The 16,382-nt window shown below is 67.3% G+C and carries 20 protein-coding genes; 10 read left to right on the forward strand and 10 right to left on the reverse strand.

The features are described from left to right. Nucleotides 1–1,037, reverse strand: a 1,037-nt coding sequence (locus ACE3O8_RS09225; protein WP_374389026.1) for an efflux RND transporter permease subunit, incomplete at its 3' end; no start/stop codon positions are given. Between the two features lie 14 nt (nucleotides 1,038–1,051). After that, nucleotides 1,052–2,263 carry an efflux RND transporter periplasmic adaptor subunit gene (locus ACE3O8_RS09230; RefSeq protein ID WP_374389028.1) on the reverse strand — a complete coding sequence of 404 codons (1,212 nt, stop codon included), beginning with the start codon at nucleotides 2,261–2,263 and terminating at the stop codon, nucleotides 1,052–1,054. A gap of 298 nt (nucleotides 2,264–2,561) precedes the next feature. Here ACE3O8_RS09230 and ACE3O8_RS09235 point away from each other — a divergent pair, with 298 nt between their 5' ends. Together ACE3O8_RS09235 and ACE3O8_RS09240 are read left to right on the forward strand one after the other, a co-directional pair. Next, nucleotides 2,562–2,819: a GlsB/YeaQ/YmgE family stress response membrane protein gene (locus tag ACE3O8_RS09235; RefSeq protein WP_374389030.1), complete on the forward strand. Its 258-nt coding sequence runs from the start codon at nucleotides 2,562–2,564 to the stop codon at nucleotides 2,817–2,819. Nucleotides 2,820–2,912: 93 nt separating this feature from the next. After that, nucleotides 2,913–3,608 carry an SIMPL domain-containing protein gene (locus ACE3O8_RS09240; RefSeq protein WP_374389032.1) on the forward strand — a complete coding sequence of 232 codons (696 nt, stop codon included), beginning with the start codon at nucleotides 2,913–2,915 and terminating at the stop codon, nucleotides 3,606–3,608. A 4-nt stretch (nucleotides 3,609–3,612) separates the two neighbouring features. On the opposite strand, the gene ACE3O8_RS09245 is transcribed toward ACE3O8_RS09240, so the two are convergent. Then, complete coding sequence (locus ACE3O8_RS09245) at nucleotides 3,613–4,833, reverse strand: polyhydroxyalkanoate depolymerase (RefSeq protein ID WP_374389034.1); 1,221 nt, start codon at nucleotides 4,831–4,833, stop codon at nucleotides 3,613–3,615. A gap of 107 nt (nucleotides 4,834–4,940) precedes the next feature. Between ACE3O8_RS09245 and ACE3O8_RS09250 the strand changes: the two genes are divergently transcribed. Further along, complete coding sequence (locus ACE3O8_RS09250; protein ID WP_374389036.1) at nucleotides 4,941–5,609, forward strand: glutathione S-transferase; 669 nt, start codon at nucleotides 4,941–4,943, stop codon at nucleotides 5,607–5,609. 337 nt (nucleotides 5,610–5,946) lie between these two features. On the opposite strand, the gene nrdR is transcribed toward ACE3O8_RS09250, so the two are convergent. The 5 genes from nrdR to hemA all read right to left on the reverse strand — a co-directional run bounded on the left by nrdR (nucleotide 5,947) and on the right by hemA (nucleotide 10,132). Then, nucleotides 5,947–6,420, reverse strand: a complete 474-nt coding sequence (gene nrdR, locus ACE3O8_RS09255) for a transcriptional regulator NrdR (protein ID WP_374389038.1) — start codon at nucleotides 6,418–6,420, stop codon at nucleotides 5,947–5,949. Next, complete coding sequence (locus ACE3O8_RS09260) at nucleotides 6,420–6,995, reverse strand: hypothetical protein (protein WP_374389040.1); 576 nt, start codon at nucleotides 6,993–6,995, stop codon at nucleotides 6,420–6,422. The genes nrdR and ACE3O8_RS09260 overlap by 1 nt, the downstream gene beginning before the upstream one ends. Nucleotides 6,996–7,008: 13 nt before the next feature. After that, nucleotides 7,009–8,310: a serine hydroxymethyltransferase gene (gene glyA / locus ACE3O8_RS09265; protein WP_374389042.1), complete on the reverse strand. Its 1,302-nt coding sequence runs from the start codon at nucleotides 8,308–8,310 to the stop codon at nucleotides 7,009–7,011. A gap of 10 nt (nucleotides 8,311–8,320) precedes the next feature. Continuing rightward, nucleotides 8,321–8,749 carry a ribose 5-phosphate isomerase B gene (rpiB, locus tag ACE3O8_RS09270; RefSeq protein WP_374389044.1) on the reverse strand — a complete coding sequence of 143 codons (429 nt, stop codon included), beginning with the start codon at nucleotides 8,747–8,749 and terminating at the stop codon, nucleotides 8,321–8,323. A gap of 141 nt (nucleotides 8,750–8,890) precedes the next feature. Next, nucleotides 8,891–10,132: a 5-aminolevulinate synthase gene (gene hemA, locus ACE3O8_RS09275; RefSeq protein WP_374389046.1), complete on the reverse strand. Its 1,242-nt coding sequence runs from the start codon at nucleotides 10,130–10,132 to the stop codon at nucleotides 8,891–8,893. Between the two features lie 97 nt (nucleotides 10,133–10,229). Between hemA and queC the strand changes: the two genes are divergently transcribed. Continuing rightward, nucleotides 10,230–10,937: a 7-cyano-7-deazaguanine synthase QueC gene (gene queC, locus ACE3O8_RS09280; RefSeq protein WP_374389048.1), complete on the forward strand. Its 708-nt coding sequence runs from the start codon at nucleotides 10,230–10,232 to the stop codon at nucleotides 10,935–10,937. Between the two features lie 4 nt (nucleotides 10,938–10,941). Continuing rightward, entirely contained in the window at nucleotides 10,942–11,574 is a 633-nt protein-coding gene (gene queE, locus ACE3O8_RS09285; RefSeq protein WP_374389050.1) for a 7-carboxy-7-deazaguanine synthase, read from the forward strand. 47 nt (nucleotides 11,575–11,621) lie between these two features. On the opposite strand, the gene rpoH is transcribed toward queE, so the two are convergent. Beyond that, nucleotides 11,622–12,518 carry an RNA polymerase sigma factor RpoH gene (gene rpoH, locus ACE3O8_RS09290; protein WP_374389052.1) on the reverse strand — a complete coding sequence of 299 codons (897 nt, stop codon included), beginning with the start codon at nucleotides 12,516–12,518 and terminating at the stop codon, nucleotides 11,622–11,624. A 25-nt stretch (nucleotides 12,519–12,543) separates the two neighbouring features. Continuing rightward, entirely contained in the window at nucleotides 12,544–13,518 is a 975-nt protein-coding gene (locus tag ACE3O8_RS09295) for an RluA family pseudouridine synthase (protein WP_374389054.1), read from the reverse strand. A gap of 5 nt (nucleotides 13,519–13,523) precedes the next feature. Here ACE3O8_RS09295 and ACE3O8_RS09300 point away from each other — a divergent pair, with 5 nt between their 5' ends. The 5 genes from ACE3O8_RS09300 to ACE3O8_RS09320 form a co-directional block, all read left to right on the forward strand. Further along, nucleotides 13,524–13,949: a M67 family metallopeptidase gene (locus ACE3O8_RS09300; protein ID WP_374389056.1), complete on the forward strand. Its 426-nt coding sequence runs from the start codon at nucleotides 13,524–13,526 to the stop codon at nucleotides 13,947–13,949. 13 nt (nucleotides 13,950–13,962) lie between these two features. After that, nucleotides 13,963–14,202, forward strand: coding sequence for a cold-shock protein (locus ACE3O8_RS09305; protein ID WP_374389058.1), 240 nt, complete (start codon nucleotides 13,963–13,965; stop codon nucleotides 14,200–14,202). 137 nt (nucleotides 14,203–14,339) lie between these two features. Further along, nucleotides 14,340–14,756 carry a hypothetical protein gene (locus ACE3O8_RS09310; RefSeq protein ID WP_374389060.1) on the forward strand — a complete coding sequence of 139 codons (417 nt, stop codon included), beginning with the start codon at nucleotides 14,340–14,342 and terminating at the stop codon, nucleotides 14,754–14,756. Nucleotides 14,757–14,834: 78 nt separating this feature from the next. Further along, the gene (locus tag ACE3O8_RS09315; RefSeq protein ID WP_374389062.1) at nucleotides 14,835–15,551 is read left to right on the forward strand and encodes a TerB family tellurite resistance protein; all 717 of its coding nucleotides are present in this window, start codon (nucleotides 14,835–14,837) and stop codon (nucleotides 15,549–15,551) included. 4 nt (nucleotides 15,552–15,555) lie between these two features. Continuing rightward, the coding region (locus tag ACE3O8_RS09320; RefSeq protein WP_374389064.1) for a DMT family transporter at nucleotides 15,556–16,382 on the forward strand (827 nt) is incomplete at its 3' end.

Here is a 16,382-nt window from a genome sequence, read left to right on the forward strand (position 1 = left end):
ATGACGGCGAGAAGGGCCCCTTCCCACATCGCCTGCATGGCGCTGCTATATTCCATCTTGGTGTATTTGACGGTGGTGAACAGCTCGTCGAACGTCACGCCGGGGAACTGCTTTTCCAGTTCCTCCAGCTTGGCGTTCATCCGATCGTACACCTCCACGTCGGAGGCGCCCTTGGCCTTGAAGATGCCGAAGCTGGTGACCTGACGCCCGTTCAGCCGGGCGATGGCGCGCTGTTCCGAAGCGCCGTCGCGCACCTGCGCCACATCGGCCAGCCGGATGTCGCGGCCGCCACCGATGGCGATGCGGGTTTCCGACAGCTGCTGCGCGGTGCGGGCGCCGCCCAGCACGCGGACGGCCTGTTCGGAACCGGAAATCTCTGTCCGGCCGCCCGGCGCATCGAGGTTCAGCTGCCGCAGCTGGTTGTTCACCTGCGCAGCCGTGATGCCATAGGATTGCAGCTTCACCGGATCGAGATTGACCCGGACTTCCCGGCTGACGCCGCCGCCCCGGCTGACCTGGGCGACGCCCGGAATGGAGGTCAGCGCCTTGGCGACGTTGTTGTCCACGAACCAGCTGAGCTGTTCCAGCGTCATCGAGGTGGAGCTGACCGCCATGTAGGCGATCACCCCGCCTTCGATTTCCACCCGGTTCACCTGCGGCTCCAGGATGCCGTCGGGCAGATCGGAGCGCACCTTGGTGACGGCGTCGCGCACATCGTTCACGGCGCGATCGACCGGCGTGCCGAGGTGGAACTCCACATTGGTGAAGCTCGAGCCTTCCTGCACGAACGAGCTGATGCTCTTCACATTGCCGATGCCGGCCACCGCGCCTTCGATGCGCTGGGTCACCTGCGTCTCGATCTCGGTCGGCGCGCCGCCCGGCTGGCTGACGATCACCTGAACCATCGGCACCGAAATGTCGGGCATCTGGGTGATCTTCATCTGGAAGAAGCTGAGCAGGCCGACGGCCGTCAGCAGCACGAAGAGCATGATGGGCGGAATCGGGTTCCGGATCGCCCAGCTGGACATGTTGCGCATGGCGGGGGCGCTCCTCAGCCGGCGGTTGCGGGCTGGGCCGCGGGCGCGGCCAGCTTCGGCGTGACCTTTTCACCGGCGTTCAGGAAGGCGCCGGCGGATTGCACGACCCGTTCCCGGCCCGTGAGGCCGGAGAGGATCGCGACGCCCTGCGGCGTGACCTGCCCGGTACCGACGGCGACCCGCTTCACCACATTGTCTGCGCCGACGACCATCACATAGGTGCCGTCGCGGTCCGTCAGCACGGCGGATTGCGGCAGCAGCGGGCGCTGGGCCTGCGCGCCTTCGACGACCACGGCCGCGAAGCCGCCGGCGCGAAGTTCCTCGGCGCGGGGCAGCGCGATGCGGGCGACGCCCTGGCGGCTCTGCGGATCGATCGCAGGCTCGAGCAGCCAGACGCTGCCGGCATAGCGGTTGCCGGAGCCGACCGGGGTGATGGTTGCCGCCTGGCCCACCGCGAGGCCGGGCATGTCCTGCTCGGCGACCTGCGCGCGCAGTTCCAGCTGGCCGCCGGCGGCGACGCGATAGAGCGCGCCGGAGCCGGGCGAGACGATCTGGCCGGGTTCCACCATGCGCTGAAGCACGAGGCCCGCTTCCGGCGCGCGGATGGCGAGCCGGTTCAGCCGTTCCTGCATTTCGCGGACCTGCGCCTGGGCGACGCTGACGCGGGCGCGGGCGGAATCGCGGGTGGCGGTTCGACGGTCGATATCGGCCTTCGAAATGAAGCCGCGCGACACCAGCGCCTGCGCCCGATCCAGCTCGGACTGGGCAAGGCGGGCATCGGCCTGCGCCTGCAGGACGGAGGCCTGAAGCTGCTGGAGCTGGGCGCGCTGCACGGCGGAATCGATTTCCGCCAGCACCTGCCCCTTGGACACATACTGGCCGGCTTCGACGCGGATCGCGGAAATCATGCCGCCTTCGCCGGCGACGCCCACGGGCATGTCGCGGCGGGCATGGATGGTGCCGGTCGCGGCCACGCGGTCGGCGACCGACGCGGCGCCGGGCACCAGCACGGTGACGGACGGCGGCGCGGCGGGCGGCGTGGAGGGCTTGGGCGCGTTCGCCTTCCAGACGAGGAAGCCGATGAACGCCGCGACGGCCAGCACGGAGGCCAGCACGATGAGCCGCGTCTTGCGGCGGCGCGCGCGCGTGTCTTCGAAGGATTCGATGGAGTCGCGCTCCAGCTGGGCCCGCACTTCGGGATCCTGAGGGGACAGATGCATGTTCATGCCGTTACCAAGCCTTGTTGATTGGCAGGGGCTTCCGCACGGCGCGGCCTCCCCCGAAATTTTCAGGCCCGACCGCTCCCCTCAAAGACAGCAGAACCTTGCCCGACCCCTTCCGGACGGAACCGGAAAACAGCTGCAGGCCCGCGCCTCATACACAAAGGCCCGGGCGGAATAAAGGCTGGATATGACCGCCATACGAAAATCGCCCGACCCGCATTGCAAAGTTGCAACGGCTGGGCGAGCATGCGCCGAGGCCCCGGCTGCCTGGCCGGGGCCGGCAAGGCATGGGGAGAATTCCATGGACTATTCGATTCTGGGCTGGATCGTGATCGGCCTGATCGCGGGCGCACTGGCGAAATGGCTGTCTCCGGGCAAAGACCCCGGCGGACTGATCATCACCATCCTGATCGGCGTGGCCGGCGGCCTGCTGGGCGGCTTCCTCGCCAACTTCATCGGGCTTGGCACCGGCGGCATGATCTGGAACCTGGTTCTGGCGACGGCGGGCGCCGTGCTGCTGCTGTGGATCTACCGGATGATCCGCAACCGCTCTGCCTGAACGGCGGCGGAAAGGGCGCTTCAGCCCTGCGAAAGGTGGGCCGGGCTTTGATCCGGCCCATCAGCGGCCGTGCCGCCTTATCGGGAGACATTGATGAAACGCGCAAAACTGGCTGCCGCGATCGCCGCCGCCATGGCTGCCGGCGCCGCCGCCGCCCAGCAGCAGCCGGCCACGCTGAACCTGACCGCCACGGCAGAGGTGCAGGCCGCACCCGACATCGCCGGGATCGGTGCGGGCGTGGTGACGCAGGCAACCGAAGCGCAGGCGGCGCTGGCCGCCAACAGCGCGAAGATGGTACGGGTGATCGCAGCGCTGAAAAAGGCGGGGGTCGCCGACCGCGACATCCAGACGAGCGGGCTGAACCTGCAGCCGCAATTCCGCTATGAACAGAACCAGCCGCCGGTGCTGACGGGCTTCCAGGCCTCCAACCGGGTTCAGGTGACCTTGCGCGACCTGAAAGGGGCTGGCCGGGTGATCGACACGCTGGTGGCCGAAGGCGCAAACCAGATCGACGGGCCGGATTTCCGCGTCGCCGCCCCCGAACCGCTGCTGGACAAGGCACGGGCCGAGGCCGTGGCGAAGGCGCGGGCACGGGCCGAGCTTTATGCCCAGGCGGCCGGGTTGCGGGTGGTGCGCATCACCGCCATCAGCGAAGGCTTCGAACAGCGGCCGCCGGTGCCGATGGCCCGGATGGTCGCAGCCGAGGCGGCTGCGGCGCCGCCCGTTTCGCCGGGTGAAGTCGGGCTGTCGGCAACGGTCAGCATGGCGTTCGAGCTGGCGCCGCGCTGACGGCTCAGCCCATGGCAAGGACGAGGTTGCGGACCTGGGGATAGACCTGGGTTTCCCATCTGGAGCCGGAAAAGACGCCGTAATGGCCGACGCCCGGTTGCAGATGATGGCGTTTCAGATGGGGGCGGAGGCTGCCGCACAGCAGGTGGGCAGCCGCCGTCTGCCCCACCGAGCAGATGTCGTCGCGTTCGCCTTCGACCGTGAGCAGGGCGGTGCGCTGGATCGCGGCCGGATCGACATAGCGACCGCGATGCAGAAGTTCCCCCCTGGCGAGCAGGGCGCGCTGGAAGACGAAATCCACGGTTTCCAGATAATAGTCCGCCGTCATGTCCAGCACGGCGAAATATTCCTCGTAGAAATCCTTGATCTTCGAGGCCGCCTCCGCCTCTGCGTCCGCGAGGTGCTGATAGAGTTTGCGGTGCTGGGCGAAATGCCTGTCGAGGTTCATCGACATGAAGGCCGAAAGCTGGAGGAAGCCCGGATAGACCCGCCGGCCCGCCCCGGCAAAGCGCCAGGGCACATGGGAAATCAGATTGTCCTCGAACCACTGGATCGGATTGTCCATCGCCAGTTGGTTCACGACGGTGGGGGCGATGCGGGTATCGACCGGGCCGCCCATCAGCGTCATCGTACGGGGCTGGGCGGGATCCTTTTCCTGCGCCATCACGGCGACGGCGGCGAAGGCGGGGACGCAGGGCTGGCAGACGGACAGAAGATGGCTGCCCGGCCCCAGATGGCGGATGAAGCCGATCACATAATCGACATAGTCCTCGAACCCGAAGCGGCCGGCGGACAGCGGCACGTCCCGCGCATTCTTCCAGTCGGTGATGTAGACATCATGATCGATCAGCAGCGTCTGAACGGTGGAGCGCAGCAGCGTGGCGAAATGGCCCGACAATGGCGCCACCACCAGCATCTTCGGCTGCGGCGCCGTCACCCCCTGCTTCACGAAGCGCAGCAGGCTGCCGAACGGCTGGTCCAGCACGACCTCTTCCCGCACCTCTGCGAAGCCGTTGCCGACCGGCACGGGGCGGATGGCATAGGGCGGGCGATCATGGGTGACCTTCGCGCCCTGATAGACATCGGCGACCGCGAACAGGCGTCGGGCGAAATCGCCATCGCCAAGGCCGCCGGGCATCTGATCCCGCCAGGCGAGAAGGGACGCCGCCGCCCAGCGGGAGGGGGCCATCATGTCTGTCCAGGCCTGGAACGCGCTGTAGAGCAACGGACCCCTTTCGCGACGCCGCATTCGATTCGGCTTTGATCTGACGGCGAATATGTGCACAGTTTGCTGCGTTGCACCATGGCATTTGCGCGAGGAAGGCGGGCGAGATGGCCGAAGGCAGGCAGGCGGGGCCGACCCTGACGATTTCCAGCAAGACCTATTCGGCCTGGTCGCTGCGCGGCTGGCTGCTGTGCCGGCTGGCGGGGCTGGACGTGAAGCTGGTGGAGGTGCCCAACGACGCCGGCAACCGGGCGGAGCTGCTGCTGCTGTCGCCTTCCGTGCTGGTGCCGCGGCTGACCATCGGCAAGCTGAGCGTGTGGGACACGCTGGCGATCGCGGAAACGCTGAACGAACTGCACCCGGAAGCCGGGATGTTCCCGAAGGATGCGGCGGCGCGGGCGCTGTGCCGGTCCATTTCGGGGGAAATCCATTCCGGCTTTTCCAACCTGCGCTCGGCCCTGCCGATGAACCTGAAGGTGCGGCACGACAGCTTCCCCATCTTTTCCGGCGCGAAGCCCGACATCGAGCGGATCGAGGCGATCTGGCTGGACTGCCTTGAGCGGTTCGGCGGCCCCTTCCTGTTCGGCGCGAAGCCCACCGTGGCGGACGCGATGTATGCCCCGGTGACGCAGCGCTTCCTGAGCTATGCCGTGCCGATGCCGGACGACATCCGCGCCTATTGCGAAACGGTGTCGGCCTGGGCGCCGATGGCCGAATGGATCGCGCTGGCGAAGGCCGAGCCGGAGGAGATGGAGGAACTGGACGTGGAGTTCTGACAGCACGCCCGGCAACGGCGGCGCGCGGAAATGGTTACCGGGCTGTTCAGCTTTTCACACTTTTCGCACTCGTGCAGCTGGCGGGCAGGCCGGCTGCGCGCCAATCCCCTGTTTTTGCGGACGATCGAAAGAGCCGGGGAAGCCTATGGGAAACGGGGCCCGTAGGACAGCAGCGGGTGTGGCGGTGTGTTGCGAGCCGGGCGGGGCGAACGTTGCGCCTGCGCTGCGGCCCCACCCCCTGCCCCTCCCCTGAAGGGGAGGGGTTATTGGGGGTGTCGTCCGGCTCCGGCCGCTTGCCCGTGCCGTGCGCCTTCCCTGCTGGGGAGGGGTTTTTGGGTCAGGCGGCGTCGCCCTTGAGGACGGTTTTGGAGAGGCCGCCGACGAAGGTTTCGAAGTCCCTTGCCTCGCGGAAGTCCTTGTAGACGCTGGCGAAGCGGACGTAGGCGACCGGGTCCAGCCGTTCCAGGCCCTGCATCACCAGAGCGCCGATCTGCCCCGCTTCGATTTCGGATTCCCCCATGGCTTCGAGCTGGCGCTGCACGGCGGAGACGAAGCGTTCGATGCGGTCGGCGTCGATCTCCCGCTTGCGGCAGGCGATCATCACGCTGTGGGCGAGCTTTTCACGATCGAAAGGCTCTTTCTTGCCGCTTTTCTTCACGACGATCAGTTCGCGCAGCTGGACGCGTTCGAAGGTGGTGAAGCGGGCACCGCAGGCGGGGCATTGCCGCCGCCGCCGAATCGCGCTGCCGTCCTCTGTCGGACGGCTGTCTTTCACCTGGCTGTCTTCGTGGTGGCAGAAGGGACAGCGCATCAGTTCTTCTTGGACTTCTTGGCGAGGGTGGCGAGATAGCCGAGGCCGCCGCCGACGACGGCGCCGATCAGCGGGTTGAGGATCACGAGACCGAGCGCCGCGCCGGCCGCCGTGCCGACCCCGACGTTGCGGCCAAGCGGGGTGTTCCACACCCTTTTCGCCTGCTGCCCATAGTCGCTGGCAAGCGCCTTGTCGGCGAGGTCACCGGCGGTATCCGCCACCTTCTTGCCGGTTTCGGTGTCCAGCGCCTTCTTGTGCAGATCCTGCGCCGTGGCGGCGACCTTCTTGCCCATGTCGCTGTCGAGCGCCTTGCCGACCAGTTCCCCGGCCTTGTCGAACACCTGTTCGGCGGTGTCGACGACCTTCTTGCCGGTTTCGGATTCGGTGATCTTCGATCCCGCTTCCAGCGCGTCGTCCACCAGCTTTTCCACCTTGTCGGGCGCGGGCTTTGCCTCTGGCTTCGGCTTGGCGGCGCGCGGCTTCGGCGGGGCCTTTTCGGCGGCGGGCTTTGCCGGCTTTGGCGCGGCGGCCTTCTTCGCGGGCTTCTTCGGGGCTTCGGGCGTTTCGTCTGCCATCGGACTATCCTTTTCAGCCGTAGATGGGGAAGCGGGCGGTGAGCGCGGTGACGCGGGCGCGCACATCGGCTTCGACGGCGGCGTTGCCATCTGCGCCGTTGGCGGCGAGGCCGTCGAGCACGTCTGCGATCATGTGGCCGATGGCTTCGAATTCCGTCGTGCCGAAGCCGCGCGTGGTGCCCGCGGGCGACCCGACGCGGATGCCGCTGGTTTTCGTGGGCGGAAGCGGATCGAAGGGCACGCCATTCTTGTTGCAGGTGATGTGGCTGCGCTCAAGCGCCTCGTCCGCATCCTTGCCGGTGAGGCCCTTGGGGCGGAGATCGACGAGGGCGAGGTGGGTATCGGTGCCGCCCGCGACGATGTCGCAGCCGCGCGCCTTCAGCGTGGCGGCCAGCACCCGGGCGTTGTCCAGCACGGCCTGCGAATAGGCCTTGAACGACGGATCCAGCGCTTCGCCGAAGGCGACTGCCTTGGCGGCGATCACATGCATCAGCGGCCCGCCCTGAAGGCCGGGGAACACCGCCGAGTTCAGCTTCTTGCCGAGATCGGGATCGTTCGACAGGATCATGCCGCCGCGCGGGCCGCGCAGCGTCTTGTGCGTGGTGGTGGTGGTGACATGGGCGTGGGGCAGCGGCGAGGGATGGAGCCCGGCTGCGACCAGCCCGGCGAAATGCGCCATATCGACGTGCAGATAGGCGCCGACCTTGTCCGCGATGGCGCGGAAGCGGGCGAAATCGATGTGGCGCGGATAGGCGGAGCCGCCGGCGATGATCAGCCTGGGCTGAACCTCGATCGCCTGCGCTTCCAGCGCATCATAATCGATGAGGTGGGTATCGGGGCGCACGCCATATTGCACGGCGTTGAACCATTTGCCCGATTGCGCCGCCTTTGCGCCATGGGTGAGGTGGCCGCCGGCATCGAGGCTCATCCCCAGGATGGTTTCGCCGGGCTTCACCAGCGCCATCATGACGGCGCCGTTCGCCTGCGCGCCGGAGTGCGGCTGGACGTTGGCATATTCGCAGCCGAACAGCAGGCGGGCGCGATCGATGGCGAGCTGTTCGACCTGATCGGAGAATTCGCAGCCCTGGTAATAGCGCTTGCCGGGATAGCCTTCGGCATATTTGTTGGTGAAAACAGAGCCCTGCGCCTCAAGCACGGCGCGGCTGACGATGTTTTCCGATGCGATCAGCTCGATCTGGTTCTGCTGGCGGCCGAGTTCGCCCTTCACGGCGGCGGCGACGGCCGGATCGGCTTCGGCCAGCGAGGCGCCGAAGAAACTGTCGTTGGCGGGGGTGGGGGCGGGCCTTGCTGTCATGGGTGGCTCCTTAGCCGAGCTTGTCGCGGCGGGCCGCGTGGCGGCCGCCTTCGAAGGGGGTTTCGAGGAAGGCGCGAAGGGCATCGCGCGCGGTCTCGGCGCCGGTGAGGCGGGCGCCGAAGGAAATCATGTTGGCGTCATTGTGCTGGCGGGCGAGGCGGGCGCCGAGATTGTCATGGATGAGCGCGCAGCGGGCGCCGGGGACACGGTTGGCGGCAATCGAGATGCCGATGCCGGAGCCGCAGACGACGACGCCGAAATCCGCACTGCCAGAGGCCACCTTTTCGGCGCAGGCGCGGCCGAAATCCGGATAATCGACGGAGGTGACGGCGTCTGCCGCGCCGAGATCCTGCACCTCGTGTCCGGCGGCGCGCAGATCATCTGCCAGAACAGCCTTCAGCGGATAGCCCGCATGATCGGATGCGATTGCGATCTTCAACGGTGTGCGCCCCGGCTTATCAGGTGAATCGCTACCCCTTGTGGGGTGCGAGGCCCCCTATGCGCCATATGTAAGCGTTCGCCAAGATGGGGGCGGCGGCGGGATTCAGCCGCAAGCCCCTTCGTGCGCGGGGCGGGATGGTCAGGCGGCGGCGCGCATTTCGAGGCGGCCCCAGATTTCGACGAGCGCGGCCACCAGTTCGCGCATCATCGCTTCGTCGTGGGCCGGGCCCGGCGTGAAGCGGAGGCGTTCGGTGCCGCGCGGAACCGTCGGGAAATTGATCGGCTGCACATAGACGCCATATTCGGCGAGCAGGATGTCGGAGATCTTCTTCGCCTTCACCGGGCAACCCACCATCAGCGGGACGATGTGGCTGACGCTGGGCATCACCGGCAGATCGGCTTCGGCCATCAGCTGCTTCAGCCGGGCGGCGGAGGCCTGCTGCCCTTCGCGTTCCTGGCTGGATGCCTTCAGGTGGCGGACGCTGGCCAGCGCGCCGGCGACGAGGACGGGGCTGAGCGAAGTGGTGAAGATGAAGCCGGGGGCATAGCTGCGGATGCAGTCGATGATGGTCTGGTCTGCGGCGATATAGCCGCCCATCACGCCGAAGGCCTTGCCCAGCGTGCCTTCGATGATGGTGATGCGGGACGCGGCCTCATCGCGGTCGGAGATGCCGCCGCCGCGCGGGCCGTACATGCCCACCGCATGCACTTCATCGAGATAGGTGAGCGCGCCATATTTGTCTGCGAGGTCGCAGATGGCGTGGAGGGGCGCGATGTCGCCATCCATCGAATAGACGGATTCGAAGGCGATCAGCCTGGGCGCGGCCGGATCGGCGGCGGCGAGCAGCTCCTCGAGATGGGCGAGATCATTGTGCCGCCAGACCTGCTTTTCGCAGCCCGAATGGCGGATGCCCGCGATCATCGAGGCGTGGTTCAGTTCATCGGAGAAGATGATGCAGCCCGGCAGCAGCTTGCCCAGCGTGGAGAGCGTCGCTTCGTTCGAGACATAGCCCGAGGTGAAGAGCAGCGCGCCTTCCTTGCCGTGGAGATCGGCGAGTTCCTGTTCGAGATCGACATGATAATGGGTGTTGCCGCCGATGTTTCGGGTGCCGCCGGAGCCGGCGCCGACATCGTGGAGGGCTTCCTCCATGGCGGCGATGACGCTGGGGTGCTGGCCCATCGCCAGATAATCGTTGGAGCACCAAACGGTGATCGGCTTCGGGCCGTTGTGGCCGGCAAAGCAGCGGGCGTTCGGGAAGCCGCCCTTGTTGCGCAGGATATCGATGAAGACGCGATAACGCCCCTCCTCGTGCAGCCGCTCGATCGCGGCCTTGAAGATCTGGCTGTAGTCGACCACCTGGGTTTCGCGCCTTTCCCGCACCTGAAATGCCGAGCGCCCCTAATCGCTGGGGCGCATCCCGGCAAGCGTAGCAATGCCGCAGGCTTGCGTCTACAAACGCGGCACTTGAGGATTATTGATGTCAGTCAACAAGATTCCACTATCCGAACTGGCGGGACGGCCCGTTGTGTTGCTGCTGTCTGGCGGGCTGGACAGCGCGACCTGCCTGGCGATGGCGAGCCGGGCGGGCGCCCATGTGCTGGCGCTGACCATCGATTACAACCAGCGGCACCGGCGCGAACTGGCGGCGGCCGACGCGCTGGCGGCGCACTACAAGGTGGCGCGGCATATCCGCCTGCCGCTGGACCTGCGCGGCTTTGGCGGATCGGCGCTGACGGATGATATCGAGGTGCCGAAAGAGGGCGTGCAGCCGGGCATCCCGATCACCTATGTGCCGGCGCGCAACACGATCTTCCTGTCTGTCGCGCTGGGCTGGGCAGAGGCCGCGGGCGGATCCGACCTGCTGATCGGGGTGAATGCGCTGGACTATTCCGGCTATCCGGATTGCCGGCCGGAGTTCGTGGCGGGCTTCGAGGCGATGGCGAACCTGGCGACGAAGGCGGGCGTGGAGGGGGCGGCGCGCTATCGCGTGCATACGCCCTTGCAGCAGCTGACGAAGGCCGGGATCGTGCAGGCCGCCGTGGAGGCCGGGCTGGACATGGGCATGACCTGGTCCTGCTATGACCCGACGCCGGACGGACGGCATTGCGGCCGGTGCGATTCCTGCCGCCTGCGGCAGAAGGGGTTCGAGGAAGCCGGGGTGCCGGACCCGACGGCCTACGCGTGACGCCATGAGCTATGCCGTGAAGGAACTGTTCCTGACGCTGCAGGGCGAGGGCGCGCAGACGGGGATGCGCGCCGTCTTCTGCCGCTTTGCCGGGTGCAACCTGTGGACCGGCCGGGAGCAGGACCGGGACAGGGCCGTGTGCCGCTTCTGCGATACGGATTTCGTGGGCACCGATGGGCCGGGCGGGGGCAAGTTCGCAGGGGCGGAGGCGCTGGCCGATGCGGTGGCGGCGATGTGGGGGCCTGAGCCCGCGCACCGGCTGGTGGTCTGCACCGGGGGCGAGCCGCTGTTGCAGCTGGATGCGGCGCTGATCGATGCGCTGCATGATCGGGGGTTCCGCATCGCGGTGGAATCGAACGGCACGGTGGCGGCGCCCGACGGGATCGACTGGCTGTGCATCAGCCCCAAGGCCGGGGCGGAAACGGTGCAGCGCAGGGGCGACGAGCTGAAGCTGGTGTATCCGCAGGAGGGGCTGCTGCCGCCCGACGTGGCGGGCTGGGATTTCGCGCATTTCTTCGTGCAGCCGATGGACGGGCCGGCGCAGAAGGCCAACATCGACGCCGCCATCGGCTGGTGCCTGGCCGATCCGAAATGGCGGCTGAGCCTGCAGACCCACAAGCTGACGGGAATTCCCTGACAAACCGGCCCGCCCCGGCGAAATGCGCCGGGGCCGCGCGCGGCCGCCTAGGCTTCGATCAGCTTGCGGTCCTGCGAGATCCTGATCATTTCCTTCTGCAGCTTTTCGAAGGCCCGCACCTCGATCTGGCGGACGCGTTCGCGGCTGATGCCATATTCCTGGCTCAGATCCTCCAGCGTCTGCGGCTCGTCGATCAGGCGGCGCTGGGTGAGGATGTGGCGCTCGCGCTCGTTCAGGGTGAGCAGCGCTTCGCGGAGCAGGTCGTGGCGGATATCCGCCTCCTGCTTGTCGGCGACGACGCTTTCCTGGCTGGGGCCGTCGTCTGCCAGCCAGTCCTGCCATTCGCCTTCGCCGTCTTCGCGCAGGGGGGCGTTCAGGCTGGTGTCGCCGCCCTTCGCCATGCGGCGGTTCATCTGCACCACATCATCCTCGGAGACGCCGAGATCGGTGGCGATCTTCTTCACATCGTCCGGGTGGAGATCGCCGTCCTCGATGGCTTCGAGCTTGTTCTTCATCCGGCGCAGGTTGAAGAACAGCTTCTTCTGCGCGGCCGTGGTGCCGATCTTCACGAGCGACCAGCTGCGCAGGATATATTCCTGGATGGAGGCCTTGATCCACCACATGGCATAGGTGGCGAGGCGGAAGCCGCGTTCGGGTTCGAACTTCTTCACGCCCTGCATCAGGCCGATATTGCCCTCTGCGATCAGCTCGGACACCGGCAGGCCATAGCCGCGATAGCCCATGGCGATCTTCGCCACGAGGCGCAGGTGCGAGGTGACGAGCCGGGTGGCGGCTTCGGGGTCCTGATGTTCCTGCCAGCGCTTCGCCAGCATATATTCCTCCTGCGGGGCGAGCAGGGGGAATTTGCGGATCTCCGACAGGTAGCGGTTCAGGCTGGCGTCGGGGCCGAGGGTGGGGATGCTGGCGGGCACATTGCTGGTCATTTCGGTCTCCTCGCGCCTCTCCTGGTCAAGCTTGACCGAGTTCGATTAGCAGTTGCTGAATATCATCGGGGGCCGGGCTTTCGAACGTCAGAATTTCTTTGCTGACGGGATGTTCGAATTTGAGCGCGGCGGCGTGCAGCGCCTGCCGGTGGAAGCCGAGCCGCTTGCAGACATCGGCCAGCCGCCCCTGCCCATAGACGGGATCGCCGACAAGCGGGTGGCCGATATGGGCCATGTGCACCCGGACCTGATGCGTGCGCCCGGTTTCCAGCCGGCATTCGACGAGGGCCGCCCTGGTGAGGGGCTGGAGGACGCGATAATGGGTGACGGCATGCTTCCCGCGCGGGGGAGGCACCACGGCGATCTTCTGCCGGTTCTGGTCCGACCGGGCGAGATTGGTTTCGATCCGCCCGGCGGGCGGCACCGGCAGGCCCGCCACCACGGCGAGATAGCGGCGGCCGATTATGTGCTTCGCGAACTGGGCGGCAAGGCCCGCATGGGCGCGATCGGTCTTGGCGACGACGAGCAGGCCGGACGTGTCCTTGTCGATGCGGTGGACGATGCCGGGGCGGGCGACGCCGCCGATGCCCGAAAGCCGCCCCGCGCAATGGTGCAGCAGCGCATTGACCAGCGTGCCATCGAGGTTGCCCGCCGCCGGGTGGACCACAAGACCCGCGGGCTTTTCGACGACGAGCAGATGATCATCCTCGTACCGGATGTCGAGCGGGATATCCTGACCTTCGGCTTCGGCCGGGCGGGCGGCGGGAATGGCGACGGACACCGCCTCCCCCCCCTTCATCTTGCGCGCGGGATCGCGTTCCTGCCGGCCGTCCACCTCCACCGCGCCGGCGGACACCAGCGCCTTCAGCCGTTCGCGGGACAGGGTGGGGATGGCCGCCGCCAGCGCGCGATCCAGCCGCCAGCCGGCCGCCTCTGCCGCCAGCGTCGCGCTGCGCAGATCAGCCGTTTCTTGCGTGGAAATCCGGTTGCCCCCATTCATTGCCCATGGAATTGGGGTGCAAAGCCGATCAATCAAGCCCGGTGCGGATTTCCGCCGCCGCCGCCGCCGCAATCCGGGCGGCGGTGCGGCAATCCGGCCACAATGAAGCCTGCGGCCTGCTGTTCGGGCTGCCCGGCGACATCCGGGAGGCGACGGTGGCGGCCAATGTGGCGGCCGAGCCGCAGCGCCGGTTCGAGATCGACCCCGCCCACCTGTTCGATGCGCACCGCCGCAGCCGCGCCGGGCCGCTGGCGCTGCTGGGCTGCTGGCACAGCCATCCGGATGGGCAGGCGGTGCCGAGCCGGCACGACCGGGCGGGCGTGGCGGACATGGACTGGCTGTGGCTGATCGCGACAGCGCAGGCGATGACGCTGTGGCGGCCCGCGCCGGACGGCTTTGACCCCGTTGCGTTGAATGGGCCGGGTTTGTAACAGATGTGACGCAATGGCGCAGGGCTCCATCCTCTGGTTCGACACCGCGCGGGGCTTCGGCTTCATCCGCCCGGACATGGGGCCGAAGGATGTGTTCATGCACGCCTCTGCGCTGGGCGAGGCGGGGCTGCAATCGCTGGCCCCGGGCACCAAGGTGGAATTCGAACTGCTGCAGACGGGCGACGGCCGGCTGACGGCGCAGCGCGTGATCCCGCTGGAGCGGCCGCGGGCGAAACGGGCGGCACGGCGGTAGACAGGGGAGAGGATTTCCTGCCTCCGGCGGGCAGGGAAATGATTTCCCTGCACCCTCGATTTTTGTGCTTTGCGCTATCGTCAGCGTCGCGCGTTGGACGATGTTTGATTGCCTGCGGCGGCTGATCTGGAGGGCGAATGTTCAACCTTCTGCTTTTGGGGTGCGTCGCCGGATTGTCATTTTTGTTCTATCATTGGCGCCGCTCGTCGTTCCCCTATTCCCGTGTGGACGCGCTCATCTTCACGTTTCTCTATTGTCTCGGCCTTGGCCTGGCCTTGCGTCTCGGCGCGCGGACCTACCCGGGGATTTATGTTCCAGATTCGCCGTTTCTGAACGGGGTTCTGAACAGCAACGGACTTTTCGTTGGGATTGGCTATGGCGCCGTGCTGATGGCGGGCGCTGCAGATGGGGCGCGCATCCTGTTTCGCCCTTCCGGTCCCGGTATCGACAATCTGCTGCGCACCGTTTCCCGTATGAGCATATGGCTGGCCGGTGCCATCGCGCTCTACGGCCTTCTCTGGGCGGCGTTCATGCAGCGTTTGCCATGTTGTTAAGATTTGAACGCCATTGCGTTGAACTTACCCCCACTGGCTATAGTCCCGCGTCGTCTCTCAGGCTAAGGCTGGGGCAGCATGACGATCTGGGCGCTGTTGATGGGAAGCGCCGTCGGGCTGGCGCTCGGCGGGCCGTTGGGCGCGCTTGCGGGCGCGGCCATCGGCGTGGCCGTGGAGCGCGTGCGGGCTGCGCGCGCGCAGACCCCGCAGCGGCGGCAGGTGGCCTTCACCATTGCCGCAATCGCGCTGGCGGCGAAGATGGCGCAGGCTGACGGCCATGCCTCTGACCGGGAGGCCGAGGCGTTCGAGCGGCTGTTCCATGTGCCGGCGGGCGAGCAGCAGAACATGCGCCGCTTCTATCGGCTGGCGAGCCAGTCCGCCGACGGAGCGGAGGCCTATGCCCGGCAGGCAGCCGACCTGCTGGGCGCGGGATCGCCGGTTCTGGAGGACCTGCTGGAGGCGCTGCTGATGATCGCCACCGTGGACGGCGTGCATCCGGCCGAGATCGGCTTCCTGGAGCGGATGGCCGGGTTGATGGGCTTCACGCCGCGCCAGTGGGCGGCGATCCAGTCGCGCTATGTGCCACTGCGCGCCGACGACCCCTGGGCCGTGCTGGGCGTGGCGCCCGGTTCGCCCGACGCGGACATCCGCGCGGCCTATCGCCGGCTGGTGCGCGAGCATCACCCCGACCGGCACATCGCGGAAGGCACGCCGCCCGAATTCATCCGCGTGGCCGAAGCCCGCATGGCGACCATCAACGACGCCTATGCCAGGCTGATGAAGCAGCCGGCCTGACGCGATGCGCCCGCAGCACATCCTGTTCATCCTGCTGATCGACCTGCTGTGGGCGTTCAACATCGTCGCCATCAAGGAATCGGTGCTGGCGATGCCGCCGCTGCTGGCGGTGGCGCTGCGCTATATGGTGGTGTTCGCGGTGTGCGCCTCGTCTGTCAGGATCGTGCCGGGCCGGATGGGGCTGCTGCTGCTGACCGGGCTGGTGACGGGCGCGATCCAGTTCGGGCTGGGCGGCTATAGCTATCAGGTGACGACGAACCTGTCGGCGCTGGCGATCGCGGGGCAGCTGGGGGTGCCGCTGTCGCTGCTGCTGGCGATCCTGATCGACGGGGAGCGCATCGCCTGGAAGCGGACGCTGGGCATCGTGCTGGCGATCGCGGGGGTGATGCTGCTGGTGTTCGATCCGCGCATCGTGGACGAGCGGCTGGGCATCCTGCTGACCTTCGGCGCCTCGCTGTGCTGGGCGGCGGGGAACCTGATGTTCAAGCGGCTGACGGGCATTCCCATCTTCAACATCTATGGCTGGCAGGCGCTGGTTTCGATTCCCGTGCTGCTGGCGGCGAGCTGGTGGCTGGAGCCGGGCGGCATCGCCGGGCTGACGCAGGTGCCGCTGCCGGTGTTCGGCTGGATCGTCTATTCGGCGATCGGCGCCTCGCTGATCGGGCATGCGGGGATGAGCTGGCTGGTGCAGCGCTATCCCGTCACCCTCATTACCCCCTTTACCCTGCCGACGCCGATGCTGGCGGTGGTGTTCGCGACGCTGGTGTATGGTACGCCGGTGACGCCGATGATGTGGGTGGGCGGGGCGCTGACGCTGGCGGGCGTGGCGAT

Source organism: Sandaracinobacter sp., assembly GCF_041909755.1.
Lineage (GTDB): Bacteria > Pseudomonadota > Alphaproteobacteria > Sphingomonadales > Sphingomonadaceae > Sandaracinobacteroides.